We start from the raw sequence: 13,594 nt of genomic DNA, 5'->3' as shown, positions 1-13,594 counted from the left end.
GGCGTCTGGCACACGAGTGAGTACGCCGACGTGACATACAACGAGCAGCACCGCCGTAAGCGCGCGCTCGGAGACGGCATCCGATGGCACTGGGGCACAACGGACAGACGCAGCGGCGTTCTTCTCGTGAAGGCATTCCGTGACGGCTCGTCGACGCCCGTACGTGAGATCGCACTGACCGGCGTCCAAGTCTACGAGGGCACCGCACACGGTGACCGGCTGTGGCTTCTTGTCAGATCTGCAGACAGAGGCAGGCCGGGCCGCCAGCTTATTCGACTGTCGATAGACACAGCAGAGCGCGAACTCGAAACAGCGATAGACGATCTGGACATCACGGGGTACTGCAGGCCCGTCGCCCCGGAGCCGCCGGATCATGCGTCGTATGTTCGCTACTGCATTCGTCGACTCGACGGTCGCCAGTTCTCGAACCGAATGCACGACGTGCGAGCCGAGTTCATCGGGGACTGGCCGCGCGGTCGATTGCACATCAGTTTCACGCACGATGACTACGAGCGGCTTACTTTGGTGGCTCGACTCAATCTGTACGACGAACAGGGACAGCGCCTCGACGACATAACTCGTTATGCCCCGACAGAATTGATGGAGCAGGCAGACACTCGCGCCTACCCTGATCGGTCGCACGCCATTGGCGGAGTGTTGTACGTATGACGCATTGGGTCGAGGTGTTGCTGAAGATCGTCGATGGTCCGCAGCGGCCGGTCACGGGCATCGCCCACGCAATTCACGCCGACATCGGTCCGCGAGTCGTCTACGACGCGCACTACGGCATCGTTCCGTCGTACGTGGGTTTCGGACTCGGCGAGGTCCGTCTGTTCCGTTTCGGTCGAAAGACGCGCATGGAGTCCCTCGATGGGAAACCGCTGTTCATTGCCGACGGCCAGAAGTGTTGGGTCTTTCAGGCTGGTCATGACGATCCGATCGAAACAAACGAACTCAACACACGGATACATGACCCTGGCCGGGATCTCATCGTGTCCCGCCCAGTCGAACACTGGGCGCGGCCGGGCCTTACCCGACCCACACGCCCCATCGAAAAGATCGAGTTCATCGGACGACGCTGCTGGACAGTGGAATTGAAGACCGGCAGCAGGGGCCTGCCGATGGTGCTGACGATCGACACCGAGACCGGGGCCGTGCTGAGGCAGCAGTGCGAGGAGGGCAGTGGGGAGTACGTCCAGTGTGTTGTGTCGAACGAAGTACCGGACTCGACGTTTTCGTGGACCGGCCCGGTCAGAATGGCCCGAAACGTGTTCGCCGAAGATCAGGCGCGCTCGATCGAACGATCGAAAAGCACCATGCAATGGTTCCACGACAACGTCAGCCCACAACGTCTGCAGGCAACCGTCCTGGTCGACTTCACCCCGACCGAGGTGCGACGAGACCCCGAACACCCGGACAGCTTCGAAGCCGATTTCGAGAAGGGTATTGGCCGCCTGTGGCGCCGCACGCGCTCCTGCGAAGACTGGCTGCTCCCCGTCAATTGGACCGCTCACTACCCGACTCCGATCCGAGCGTGGTCCACGGACGAATTCGACTGGGCATGCGCAATAGGTCTGGGAGCGGGCAGTTTGACCGATGCGACATTGGCGCAACTACAAGACGCTCTGCATCCAGGTCAAGACGTGGTGGGCACACCTCCACTGAATCCGAGACCCCGCTGAGCAGTACGACCGACTCCGATATACAGAGTCACCATAGAAGTTCTGCATGTTGTTGCAGCACTTCAACTTCTGTCGGTATCCACAGGGCCAATGTTCCTCATTTGATGACGAGCATGGGACCTTCCGACGGTTTCCTGAGCCGCTGACGGTCCCAGCCAGAACCGCATGGTGCTGAGAACAACAGCGCATTGCCGTCGTTCTAGTGGAACCGTGGACTGGGTCGAGAAAGAACTGAGGGTCGCCGCTGTTACCGGTGCGTGCACAGGTGTTGGAGTCATGATTCCTTGGGCTCTCGAGCGGTCCATGTCCTGGCTCGCGCTACTGCTTTTTCCAGCGTTCTGCGGTGCGGTGGCCGGGCTGTTGGTCGGTGTGATCGCGGTCGGTGGTGGCAGCTACGCCTTGTGGTCCAATCGCGTGTGGCCCGCACGGTCGCACCGCACCGCCCGAACACAAGACCGCCTCGGAGAGTTCTAAGCCCGCGTCCCGGCCCGTCCTCAGCTTCCTCCGGGGAGTATGCCGCCGTGCAGGTACGACGATATGGGCGAGTGATCGCAGCCGTCCTTGTTGTGGGTTATTGCAGCGCAGCGAATCCCGCGCCGCCTAGGAAGTCCAGCCCTCGCCCGGAACAGCTTCGTCTTCGAGGTCGGTTGCCAGGAAACCGTCATCGACGGTGTTTGAGCCGGGCCGAGAATCTCGGACCCAGTCACGGATGGATTGCGGGGCATCGCCATCGATGACCGGATCTTCCAAGGCTGGGTCGTTATCGTCGCCCATTTGGGCACCGACTGTCTGGTCGCCGCGGTGGTTGTTCTGATCGCTCACGGTGGTGTTCTCCAATTCGGTGCCTAGGACCGAGGATCGCTGAACGCAATCGAACCACACCATGTGGTACGAAATATGCCAGAACCAGACATGTACCCCATTCAGGGCATGAACTAGGCGAAGGAGTAGGCGATCAACGACGTCCGGATCGAGAAGAACGGCGACTTGCGATGGGGTCTTGCCGCCTTCATCACTGTCGCACTGCCCGTCGCTGGTTGCACAGTCGACGACACAGCAGTGCCGACTGTGGGCGGGCCAGACGCCGTCATGGTCGCCACCGTGGATTGCGGCGACGACGGCGCAGCTACGGTCCGCGCCACGTTCGGTTCCCGCGACACCGAGGAGCTGTCGGTGGCAAAGGCTCCCGCGATTGCGTCAGCTGACACAGTCCCGATTTACTCCGACGAGTTCAGGGCAGAGGACGGCGCAAACGAATCCGCGTTGACCATCTGGACATCACCTACCCGCGGAGTGTGCACCACTGCGCTGACCGACCCAGCGACGGGCAACGTGCTGGTCCAGGTAACAAGTCCAGCAGCTGAGACAGTCGAAGGGCTGGTGAAATCTGACGGCTAAACGGTGGAGTGTGCATTCGAACGTCGATGTGCTGAGGACCGGCACGTTCGTCAGCTCGGTCGACGTGTAGCGATAGGTGCGATCGGAGTGATGACGGTCAGGTCGTTGAGGACGACCTGGCCGTCGCCACCGTGCGACCGGTCGGCCAGTGCACCGGATGGGTCTGTGTCGAATTGTTGTTTCGGCGGGTCAGGCGGGGAAATCCGCGCTACGAGACAGCGTTTCGTTCGACCGAATGCCGCCCAGGTTCTGCTCCAGCGCATCGATCACGGCGTCGTATCCACTGTTGCCCAGGATCAGCCGACGCGGCGGCGGGTCCTGGGCCATCGCTGCGACCACCGCACGGGCACCGCGATGCGGATCGCCCGGTTGCACCCCGTTCATGTCGATGAAAGCGGCACGGACCTCTTTCAGCATGACGTGGTATTCCGGAATCCTCTCCGAGACGGTCTCGTCGGCGAACCCGGCGTAAGCGTTCGTGCGGAAAGCCCCCGGTTCGACCGCCAACACGGAGATGCCGTGCTCGGCAACCTCTTGGCGCAGAGCGTCGGTGACGGCCTCGATCGCGTATTTCGTGGCGCTGTAGTAACCGAATCCGACCGCCGCCAGAAGCCCGGCCACCGAGGACACGTTGACGATCCACCCGCTTCCGCGGGCGCGCATACCCGGCAGCACTGCGCGCGTGACGGTCAGTACGGCAAAGAAATTCAGCTCGAACATCGCCCGTATCGAGGTCTCGTTCATTCCCTCGATCGATCCGTACCAGCCGCGGCCGGCGTTGTTGACCAGTACGTCGATACCGCCGAAGTGCTCCTCGGCTGTTCGTACCGCCTGCAGTACCTGCGCCGCGTCGGTGACATCCATGGGCACGACGAGAACGCGATCACCGTACTGATCGGCCCACGACGCCAATTCCCCCGGACGCCGAGCCGTGAGTACCACGCGGTCCCCCGCCTCCAGCGCCACCTCGGCGTACGCCATGCCGAAGCCGCCAGGTGTGCCACCGGTGATGAACCATCGCTTGCTCATGGCTCGATCACCAACCGGTCGATCAGCGCGCCGTCCAGCGTGAATCGGTAGTGCAGGTCGGCGATTCCCCCGGGGAAGTCGCCTTCCAGGTGCTGCTCGACGTCGACGGTCGTGCCGGTCGTGGTCGCTCCGGTGAACTCTGTTGTGTAGGTGTACTCGCTCTCACTGACCGAGGCGGCCAGCCAGGCCTCGATCTCGGCACGGCCCGAGTGGTCGTGGCCCTCATCGGTCACCACGGCATCCGCGGTGAATACGGTGAGCGCTCGAGCGCCCTGTCGGGCATCGAGTGCGGTCATGAACTTCTTCACGGTGTCCGGGAGTCCATCCCATTCTGTGGTCATGACCCCACCGTGATCCTTCCCCCAAGGGGAGTGTCAACACTCGGCCGACATCGAGCCCCTCGGCACCGAAATCTGCCGGCCCATTTTCAGCACCACCTCACCCGTCGGCCTGACTCCCAGAAGACACAGCTGGGTACGGAATCGTCCGATGCACGCCCGCCCCGTCGAGCCACGCCGCAGACCGATCGCTTCGATGTGACGAGAAAAGCGGCCTGACGTACCGCGCCGGCCGGTGTGACCCAGGTCGTTCGAGTTTTCGCCCATCGTGATCTTTCTGTAACCTCGACGCGATGACCACCCACGACCAGAGAGTTCTCGAGCGGCAGCCGCTTACGGCACCGGCTCGACACTCCGGTGTCGGGCGTGGCGACGTCGTGGCGGCCGTCGGATTTCTGATCGCCGCCGTGTACGTCCTGCAGGGTCAGTGGCGCAATCCGAACGGCGGCTACCTCTACAACAGCGGCCAGGACCAGACGATGTGGGAGTGGTTCTTCTCCGTCGCCGCCCATTCTGTCGCGCATCTGGACAACCCGCTGTGGAGTGACCTGCAGAATTACCCGCTCGGGGTGAATCTGATGGCGAACACGGCAATGTTCGGGATCTCCATTCCGCTTGCGCCGATCACATTGCTCTTCGGACCCACCGTGACCTGGGCGATTGCCCTCACCGCAGGCCTGGCCGGCACCGCGTTCGCGTGGTTCTGGCTGTTCTCCCGCCAGCTCAATGCGTCCAAGGGTGCCGCTGCAATGGGCGGCGCGTTGTGCGGCTTCGCGCCCGGCGTGATTTCCCACGCCAACGGCCACCCCAACTTCGTGGTGCTGTTCCTGCTTCCGGTCATCGCCATGCTGGTCACCCGCATCGCACGTGGCGGCGGGACCAAGAAGAACACCATCGGACTCGGGTTGATCGTCGCGCTGCAGATCCTGCTCGGCGAAGAGCCGCTGCTGATCTTCGCGATGTCGTTCGCCATCTTCGCCGTTGTCTACTACGTGTCCCGGCCGCGGTCACTGTGGCCTGCCGTCCGCAACGCCGTTCCCCGACTCGCGGTGTCCGCCGGTATCGCGTTGACGCTCGTGGCGTTTCCGCTGTGGTGGCAGTTCTTCGGCCCGCAGTCGTACTCGTTCCTCGAACACGGCGCGATGGGCAACGACGCCAAAGCACTGTTCCAATTCCCGACGCAATCCCTCGGCGGCGAGGCGACGCCGGGGCAGAACGTCCGCATCAACGCCACCGAGGAGAACGCGTACTTCGGCTGGCCGCTGCTGGTGCTGTGCCTCGTGGCAGCGGTGTGGATGTGGCGCGTCGCCTGCGCCCGCGCCGCCGCCGCGACCGCCATCGTCATGAGCGTGCTCTCGCTCGGTGCGACGCTGGTGATCGGCAAGGACGACACCGGCATCACGCTGCCGTGGACGAAGCTCGCCGAGTATCCCCTCGTCGAATCCGTGCTCGAGACCCGCTTCGCATTGGGCGCGGTGCCTGCCCTGGCACTGCTGCTCGTCCTGGCCACCGATCGCACATTCCGCAACGGACTTCGCCCATTGCCTGCGTTCTGGATCGCCGGCCTCGCCCTCGCTCTCGTACCGCTGATCCCCACGCCGCTGGTGACCGTCGACAAGTCCCCGACCCCGGAATTCTTCGCCGACGGTGAGTGGGAGAACTACGTCGACGACGGTTCCGTCGTCACCGTTCCCCTCCCACGGCCCGAGGACGCGCGCCCGCTGCGCTGGCAGATGGACGCCGACATGGGCTTCAAGCTGGCCGCCGGATACTTCGTGGGACCGAGCGACAAAGAAGAGAAGGTCGCCAAGTACGGAGCCGTCGACCGTCCGACGGCATTGCTGCTCGGCTCGGTCTACGACTCGGGCACCGTCCCCGAGATCACCGACGATCAGCGCAGCCAGGCCGCCGAGGACATGGCGTTCTGGGAGGCCGACGTCGTCGTCCTTCCGCCGGGCAAGAACACCCTCGCCCTGCGCACCACCGTCACCGACCTCGTCGGCGTCGAGCCTCGGTACACCGGGGGCGTGTGGGTGTGGGACGTGCGGACGCTCGTCCCATAGCATCGTCGGCGTGCCCGAGACCGCTCCGAACATCGCGACCGCCCGGCTGATAGCGATCGTCACCGGCATCATCGGTGCCGTCCTGGCCATCGCCACGCCCCTGCTTCCGGTCCAGCAGGACGTCGCGACGCTGTCGTGGCCGCAGAGCTCGTTCGGCAGCGTCAACGCCCCGCTGGTGAGTTACTCGCCCGTCGACCTCGAGGCAACCGTTCCGTGCAGCGCAGCCACTGCTCTCACCGACGGCGGCACTCTGGTCTCCACCGCACCCATCGCGGCTGCGAAAACCGAGCAGAAGGCACTGATCGTGCGGGTCGACGACGGCCGACTGCAGGTGCTGCTGCGTGATCGCGTCCTCGCCGAGGCTCCCGTGTCCGAGCTGTCCGAAGACTGCGCACTGACGGTCTCCTCGAACGCCACCAGCACGGTCGTCGACCTCGACGGCGAGGCGAACACCGTGGACGGAGACATCCGGCCGCAGGTCGTCGGCATCTACACCGACCTCACCGCACCCGTCGACGGCCTGAACGTGCGTGCCGACATCGACTCGCGCTACTCCTCGAGCCCCACCACGTTCAAGTTGCTGGCCATGATCGTCGGCGCACTCGCCGTGATCGCCTCCCTGTTCGCGCTGCATCGCCTCGACAGCATGGATGGTCGACGCCACCGCCGATTCCTCCCCTCGCGCTGGAAGTCCATCACCGGCGTCGACGCCGTCGTGGTCGGCGTGCTGGTGCTGTGGCACTTCATCGGCGCGAACACCTCCGACGACGGCTACCTGCTCAACATGGCCCGGGTCTCCGAGAACGCCGGGTACATGGCCAACTACTTCCGCTGGTTCGGCGTCCCCGAGGCACCGTTCGGCATGCCGTACTACGACATGCTCGCCGCCCTCGCCAAGGTCAGCACCGCCAGCATCTGGATGCGCCTGCCCGCCACCATCGCGGCGCTCCTGTGCTGGCTGGTCATCAGCCGCGAGGTGATCCCCCGCCTCGGTCGCGCGGTCCTCACCAACCGTGTCGCACTGTGGACCGCCGGATTCGTGTTCCTCGCCTTCTGGCTGCCCTACGACAACGGACTGCGCCCCGAACCGATCATCGCCCTCGGCGCACTGCTCACGTGGTGCTCGATCGAACGCGCAATCGCCACCGGACGACTACTGCCCGCCGCCATCGGCACCCTGATCGCCGCATTCTCCCTCGCCGCCGGACCCACCGGACTGATCGCCGTCGCCGCCCTGCTCGCCGGGCTGCGCCCGCTGGTGATGATCGTCGTCAAGCGGGCTCGCCAGGTGGGACTGCTCGCCGTTCTCGCGCCGCTGGTCGCGTCGGGACTGGCGGTGTTGATCGCGATCTTCGCCGACCAGACTCTGAGCACCGTTCTCGAAGCCACCCGGGTGCGCTCGGCCATCGGACCGAACGTGCCGTGGTTCGAAGAACGCGTCCGCTGGGACGCGCTGATGACCATCTCGCCCGACGGCTCGCTCGCCCGACGATTCGGCATGTTCGCGATGCTGCTGTGCATCGTCGTGTGCATCGCGGTGATGCTCCGCAAGAACGGACGCATCCCCGGCACGGCCACCGGGCCATCGCGTCGGATCCTCGGAATCATCCTGGGCGCACTGGCTTTGATGATGTTCACCCCCACCAAGTGGACCCACCACTTCGGCGTGTACGCCGGTCTCGCGGCATCGTTGGCCGCGCTGGCTGCCGTTGCCGTCACCGCTGCGACCGTCCGATCTCCGCGCAACAGAACACTGTTCACCGCCGCCGTGCTGTTCCTGACGGCGGTGGCGTTCACCAGCTCCAACGGCTGGTGGTACGTCTCGAGCTACGGGATTCCGTGGTTCGACAAGCCGCCGTCCATTGCCGGCAAGGGCTTTTCGACGATCCTGCTCGGACTGACGGTTCTGACATTGCTCTACGCCGCCTACCAACACGTCCGATTGCCTTATCGCAGAAAAGAACCCACCACGCGTCGTAGATTCGCGCCGTCCGCGCTGACCATCGTCGCCGGCGGCGTTGTCGCCTTCGAGGTGCTCTCCTTCGTCAAAGGTGCTGTGGCGCAATACCCGGCGTACTCCATCGCCCGCTCGAACTTCTCTGCCCTCGCCGGAAACTCGTGCGGACTCGCCGGCGACGTACAGGTGGAGACCGACGTCAACGGCTCGGTCCTGCAACCGATCGAACCCGGCGTGGACGCACTCGGAGCGGGTGGCAGCACCGGATTCACCCCCGACGGCGTCGCACAAGACCTGACGGCCGACTCCGAGGACACCGCGCAGGGCAGCGCGAACTCCATCCGCCCCGAGGACTCCGAACAGAGCGCGGCCGCCACCTCGTCGAACTCCGCGGGCACCTCCGGTGGGACCAACGAGAACGTCGGAGTCAACGGCAGCACCGTCGCTCTGCCGTTCGGACTCGATCCGAGCACCACACCGGTACTCGGCAGCTTCGGGGCCACCGAGCCTGCGTCCCTGACCTCGGGTTGGTACTCACTGCCTGGAGAGGGCGACCTCATCACCATCGCCGCCGCCGGCCGCATCCGATCGGTGGACAAGGACGGAATCGTCACCGAAGGCCAACGCGTCGAACTCGAATACGGTCGCCGCGACGGCGGTGACGTGCTCGCGCTGGGGCGGATCACCCCGCTCGACATCGGTCCGTCGCCGTCGTGGCGCAACCTGCGCGTGCCGATGAACGAGCTGCCTGCCGACGCGGACGTCGTGCGCATCGTCGCCGAGGACAACGACCTGGCCGGCGATCAATGGCTCGCCGTCACCCCACCGCGCGTCCCGAAGACGCAGACTCTCAACTCGTTGGTCGGATCGACCGATCCGGTGTTGCTGGACTGGGCCGTCGGGCTGGCGTTCCCGTGCCAGCGCCCGTTCGATCACCGGGACGGCGTCGCCGAGGTGCCGGAGTACCGGATTCTGCCCGACCGCACCGGTGCCGAGTCCACCAATGCCTGGCAGGACTCGATCGGCGGTGGCCCGCTGGGCTGGACCGAACTGCTACTCGGTGCGCAGACGTTGCCGTCGTACCTCGCCGACGACTACGCCCGAGACTGGGGATCGATCGAGAGATACATGCCACTCGATCCCGACGCGGCGACGGCCGAGATCGCCGTCGAGCAGCGGTCTCGGTCCGGATTGGCCAGCGACGGACCGATGAAAACAGACTGATCCCCTGGTTCTGGAACTATTCCGGGGACGGTGCCTGTGTGACCTCTTCGTCACGCTCGCATAACATCGACTCTCGTGCCCGACGTCGTGACAGATTCATCAGCTGGTCCACCCGTTCCCGCTCCACTGCGAGCCTCGGACGAACTTCGTGCTCAGGTACGAGTTCCCCGGCTGATCGCCATGGTGGCCGGCGTGCTCGGTGTGCTGTTCGCGCTGATCACTCCGTTCGCACCCGTCACTCAGACCACGGCCACCATCGAATGGCCGCAGAACGGCCTCCTGCAGGACGTGGACGCCCCGCTGGTGTCCCAGGCACCCCTGAGCCTCACTGCGACCCTCCCGTGCTCTGCCGTCGCAGCACTTCCCGCGTCGGGCGGGCTGTTGCTGGCGACTGCGCCCCCGCAGGGCGAAGGCGCGGCACTGAACAGTCTGTTCGTGCGCGTCGGCGAAACGAACGTCGACGTTCTGGACCGCAACGTGGTCGTCGCGACGGCACCTCGCGCCGACGTCGAGAGCACCCGCTGCGCGGCCATCGAGATCACCTCGAACGACCAGTACACCTCCGCGGCCTTCACCGGACTGACCGATGATGACGGCCAGCCTCTGCAAGGCCGGCTCGACGGCGATCTGCGCCCCCAGGTCGTCGGCATCTTCAGCGATCTCAGCGGCGCGGCCCCGGCCGACATGTCCGTCACCGTCGACGTCGACTCGCGGTTCTCGTCGTCGCCGACGTTACTCAAGTCGCTGATCATGATCCTCGCGATCGCCTGCACCTTGCTGGCCATCGGCGCACTCGGTCGGCTCGACGGCACCGACGGCCGCGCGCACCGCCGCTTCTTCCCCTCCCACTGGTGGAAGTTCACCGGCGTCGACGTCACCGTCCTCGGTGTTCTGGTGGGGTGGCACTTCGTCGGTGCCAACACCTCGGACGACGGCTACCTGCTCACGATGGCCCGCGCCGCCGATCACTCCGGCTACATGGCCAACTACTTCCGCTGGTTCGGCGTACCCGAGGCCCCGTTCGGCTGGTACTACGACGTACTCGCCGTCTTCGCCAAGATCTCGACCGCCAGCCCGTGGATGCGTCTACCCGCCCTCATCGCAGGCGTCCTGTGCTGGATGGTGATCAGCCGTGAGGTGGTGCCACGCCTCGGCCGCGCAGTGCGCAAATCCAACGTCGCTCTGTGGACCGGCGGACTGGTGTTCCTCGCGTTCTGGCTGCCGTACAACAACGGACTGCGTCCCGAGCCGATCGTCGCCCTCGGCGCGCTCCTCACCTGGTGCTCGGTGGAACGATCCATCGCCACCGGACGTCTGCTCCCCGCAGCCGCCGCATGTCTCATCGGAGCCTTCACCCTGGCCGCAGCGCCGACCGGATTGATGTGTGTGGCAGCACTTCTCGCCGGAGCCCGGCCCATCGCGCGCATCGTCGTCCGACGCCACCGCCAGGTCGGCACCCTCGCGATGCTGGCACCGTTGGCCGCGGCAGGCGTACTGGTTCTCGTGGTCGTGTTTGCCGACCAGACGTACGCGACGGTCATCGAGTCCACCCGAGTCCGCACCATCATCGGCCCCAACGAGGCCTGGTACCAGGACTTCCTGCGCTACTACTACCTCTTCGTCCAGACCGTCGACGGCTCCGTCGCACGCCGCTTCGCGTTCCTGACGATGATCCTGTGCCTGTTCACCACTCTGTTCGTGCTGCTGCGTCGCCGACGCATCCCCGGCATCGCGAACGGGCCGGCCTGGCGGCTCCTCGGCGTCGTGCTCGGCACCATCTTCTTCATGATGTTCAACCCCACCAAGTGGACTCACCACTTCGGTTCCTACGCGGGAATCGCCGGTGGACTCGCCGCACTGACCGCCGTCGCCGTCTCGGCCAGCGCCCTGCGCTCGCGACGCAACCGATCGCTGTTCACCGCCGGACTGATGTTCGTTCTCGCACTGTCGTTCTCGGGCATCAACGGCTACTGGTACGTTTCGAGCTACGGCGTGCCGTGGTTCGACAAGACGGTATCGCTGAGCGGCAACGAATCGGGAACCCTGTTCCTCATCCTCTTCGGACTGGTCCTCGCCGTCGCCGCATTCCAGTACCTACGCGAGGGATACGCTCCCCCACAACCGAAACCGACGTCTGCGCGCGGCAAGCGCATCCGTAAGTTCGCCGCCGCACCGCTGACCGTCATCGCCGGAATCATGGTGCTCTTCGAGGTGCTCTCGCTCGTCAAGGGAGCCGTCTCGCAGTATCCCGCCTACTCGTTGGCGCGCTCGAATGTGCAATCGGTTCTGGGCAATTCGTGCGGACTCGCCAACGACGTCCTCGTCGAATCGAACCCCAACGCAGGTGTACTGAGCCCGCTGCCGGAGGAATTCGACCCCGTCGCAGGACCCCTCGGCGGATCGAGCAGCACACTGCGCAACTTCACCGCCAACGGCGTCCCCAGCGATCTCAGCGCCGACGCCGTGGAAGTCAAACCAGGACAGGGCAATACCGACCAGCAGTCCGTCGGACCCGCCTTCGAGGAAGGCCAGAGTTCGGGTACCGCAGGAGGCACCGGCGAAGTGGGCGTCAACGGCTCCTCCGCCGCCCTCCCCTTCGGACTCGACCCGGCCACCACCCCCGTCCTCGGCTCGTACCAGGAAGGCGTCCAGGAGCCCGCGTCGGCCACCTCGAGCTGGTACCAACTACCCGCCCGCAGCGACGATGCACCGCTGGTCGTCTTCTCCGCAGCCGGACGTATCTGGTCCTACGACGACACCGGAGCCCTCACCTACGGACAGTCGCTGCTGCTCGAATACGGCAAGCGCCAGCCCGACGGTAGCGTCCAGGCCCAGGGCACCTACCTGCCGCGCGACATCGGACCCGCACCCTCGTGGCGCAACCTCCGAATCCCGTTGGCAGACATCGCACCCGACGCCGACGCCGTCCGCATCGTCGCCAACGACCCCAACCTCACCGGCGACCAATGGCTCGCGTTCACACCACCGCGAGTGCCCGTGATGGAAAACCTCAACACCATGATCGGCAGCGAACAGCCGGTGCTGCTCGACTGGGCCGTCGGACTGCAGTTCCCGTGCCAGCGCCCCTTCGACCACCGATACGGCGTGGCCGAGGTACCCGGATACCGCATCCTCCCCGACCGCCCACTCGCCGTCAGCTCCACCGACACCTGGCAATCCGGCGAGAACGGCGGCCCCCTGGGCTGGTCCGAACTGCTCGCCAAGCCCGTCACCGTCCCCACCTACTTGGAGAACGACTGGGCCAGGGACTGGGGATCGTTGGAGCGCTACGAGCAGTACTACCCGAGCGCCGTGCCCGCTGAACTCGACACCGCCGACGTCACCCGATCGGGTTGGTACAAAGACGGAGAACTGCGAGTCTTCGAGGACTGACCGCCCGCCCGCCCCCCGCTCCGCGTCAATGGACCCTCGCACTGCACTGGACCCCGTAGGTTGGACCGTTAATTGAAATCCTAGGCCGCGGGGGCCTGGGCTCGGTATCGCACCGGGCTCAGGCCGTCGAGACGTAGCGAGATGCGGTCATTGTTGAACCAGCCGATGTAGTCCTCGATCGCGGTGTGCAAGGCGTCGAGGTTCAGGTATCGGACGTGATGGAACATCTCCTCTTTGAGGTGACCGAAGAAGTTTTCGATGATCGCATTGTCGTAGCAGTTCGCTTTGCGGGACATCGACTGGATCGCTCCCGCATCGGCCAGCAACCGACGCCACGAGAAGTGCTGATAGTGAAATCCCTGATCCGAGTGCACAATTGGACACTCCTGTTCACCGAGGGTGTCCAATGCTGCCCGCAGGGAACGGTTGGTGAACTCCGTCGTCGGAGACCGACCGATCGAATACGAGATGATCTGGCGATCGAACAAGTCCATCACCGGCGACAGATAC

The 13,594-nt window shown here is 65.0% G+C and carries 11 protein-coding genes; 7 read left to right on the top strand and 4 right to left on the bottom strand.

What is annotated here, in order from left to right:
* Positions 1–30: 30 nt before the first annotated feature.
* The 3 genes from ABZ677_RS21295 to ABZ677_RS21285 all read left to right on the top strand — a co-directional run bounded on the left by ABZ677_RS21295 (position 31) and on the right by ABZ677_RS21285 (position 2,156).
* On the top strand, positions 31–669 hold the full coding sequence (locus ABZ677_RS21295) for a hypothetical protein (RefSeq protein ID WP_358372957.1): 639 nt from the start codon (positions 31–33) through the stop codon (positions 667–669).
* Positions 666–1,682, top strand: coding sequence for a hypothetical protein (locus ABZ677_RS21290; protein ID WP_358372955.1), 1,017 nt, complete (start codon positions 666–668; stop codon positions 1,680–1,682). The genes ABZ677_RS21295 and ABZ677_RS21290 overlap by 4 nt, the downstream gene beginning before the upstream one ends.
* 276 nt (positions 1,683–1,958) lie before the next feature.
* Entirely contained in the window at positions 1,959–2,156 is a 198-nt protein-coding gene (locus tag ABZ677_RS21285; RefSeq protein WP_358372952.1) for a hypothetical protein, read from the top strand.
* A gap of 126 nt (positions 2,157–2,282) precedes the next feature.
* On the opposite strand, the gene ABZ677_RS21280 is transcribed toward ABZ677_RS21285, so the two are convergent.
* The gene (locus ABZ677_RS21280; protein WP_358372949.1) at positions 2,283–2,504 is read right to left on the bottom strand and encodes a hypothetical protein; all 222 of its coding nucleotides are present in this window, start codon (positions 2,502–2,504) and stop codon (positions 2,283–2,285) included.
* Between the two features lie 246 nt (positions 2,505–2,750).
* Between ABZ677_RS21280 and ABZ677_RS21275 the strand changes: the two genes are divergently transcribed.
* Positions 2,751–3,080 carry a hypothetical protein gene (locus ABZ677_RS21275; protein ID WP_358372946.1) on the top strand — a complete coding sequence of 110 codons (330 nt, stop codon included), beginning with the start codon at positions 2,751–2,753 and terminating at the stop codon, positions 3,078–3,080.
* 189 nt (positions 3,081–3,269) lie between these two features.
* Here ABZ677_RS21275 and ABZ677_RS21270 read toward each other — a convergent pair whose 3' ends face one another.
* Positions 3,270–4,109 carry an SDR family NAD(P)-dependent oxidoreductase gene (locus tag ABZ677_RS21270; protein ID WP_358372941.1) on the bottom strand — a complete coding sequence of 280 codons (840 nt, stop codon included), beginning with the start codon at positions 4,107–4,109 and terminating at the stop codon, positions 3,270–3,272.
* Positions 4,106–4,450 (bottom strand): nuclear transport factor 2 family protein, encoded by a 345-nt coding sequence (locus ABZ677_RS21265; protein ID WP_358372937.1) that lies wholly within the window; start codon positions 4,448–4,450, stop codon positions 4,106–4,108. Before ABZ677_RS21265 ends, ABZ677_RS21270 begins: the two co-directional genes overlap by 4 nt.
* A gap of 290 nt (positions 4,451–4,740) precedes the next feature.
* Here ABZ677_RS21265 and ABZ677_RS21260 point away from each other — a divergent pair, with 290 nt between their 5' ends.
* The 3 genes from ABZ677_RS21260 to ABZ677_RS21250 all read left to right on the top strand — a co-directional run bounded on the left by ABZ677_RS21260 (position 4,741) and on the right by ABZ677_RS21250 (position 13,084).
* Entirely contained in the window at positions 4,741–6,510 is a 1,770-nt protein-coding gene (locus tag ABZ677_RS21260) for a glycosyl transferase (RefSeq protein ID WP_358372934.1), read from the top strand.
* A gap of 10 nt (positions 6,511–6,520) precedes the next feature.
* Entirely contained in the window at positions 6,521–9,691 is a 3,171-nt protein-coding gene (locus tag ABZ677_RS21255) for an arabinosyltransferase domain-containing protein (RefSeq protein ID WP_358372931.1), read from the top strand.
* Positions 9,692–9,871: 180 nt separating this feature from the next.
* Positions 9,872–13,084 (top strand): arabinosyltransferase domain-containing protein, encoded by a 3,213-nt coding sequence (locus tag ABZ677_RS21250; RefSeq protein ID WP_179274825.1) that lies wholly within the window; start codon positions 9,872–9,874, stop codon positions 13,082–13,084.
* A gap of 80 nt (positions 13,085–13,164) precedes the next feature.
* Here ABZ677_RS21250 and ABZ677_RS21245 read toward each other — a convergent pair.
* Positions 13,165–13,594, bottom strand: a 430-nt coding sequence (locus ABZ677_RS21245; protein WP_358372928.1) for an IS3 family transposase, incomplete at its 5' end; no start/stop codon positions are given.

The organism is Rhodococcus sp. NPDC006774, assembly GCF_040636045.1.
Lineage (GTDB): Bacteria > Actinomycetota > Actinomycetes > Mycobacteriales > Mycobacteriaceae > Rhodococcoides.
Note: the sequence above shows the minus strand (reverse complement) of the source record. Positions and strands in the feature narration are given on the sequence as shown.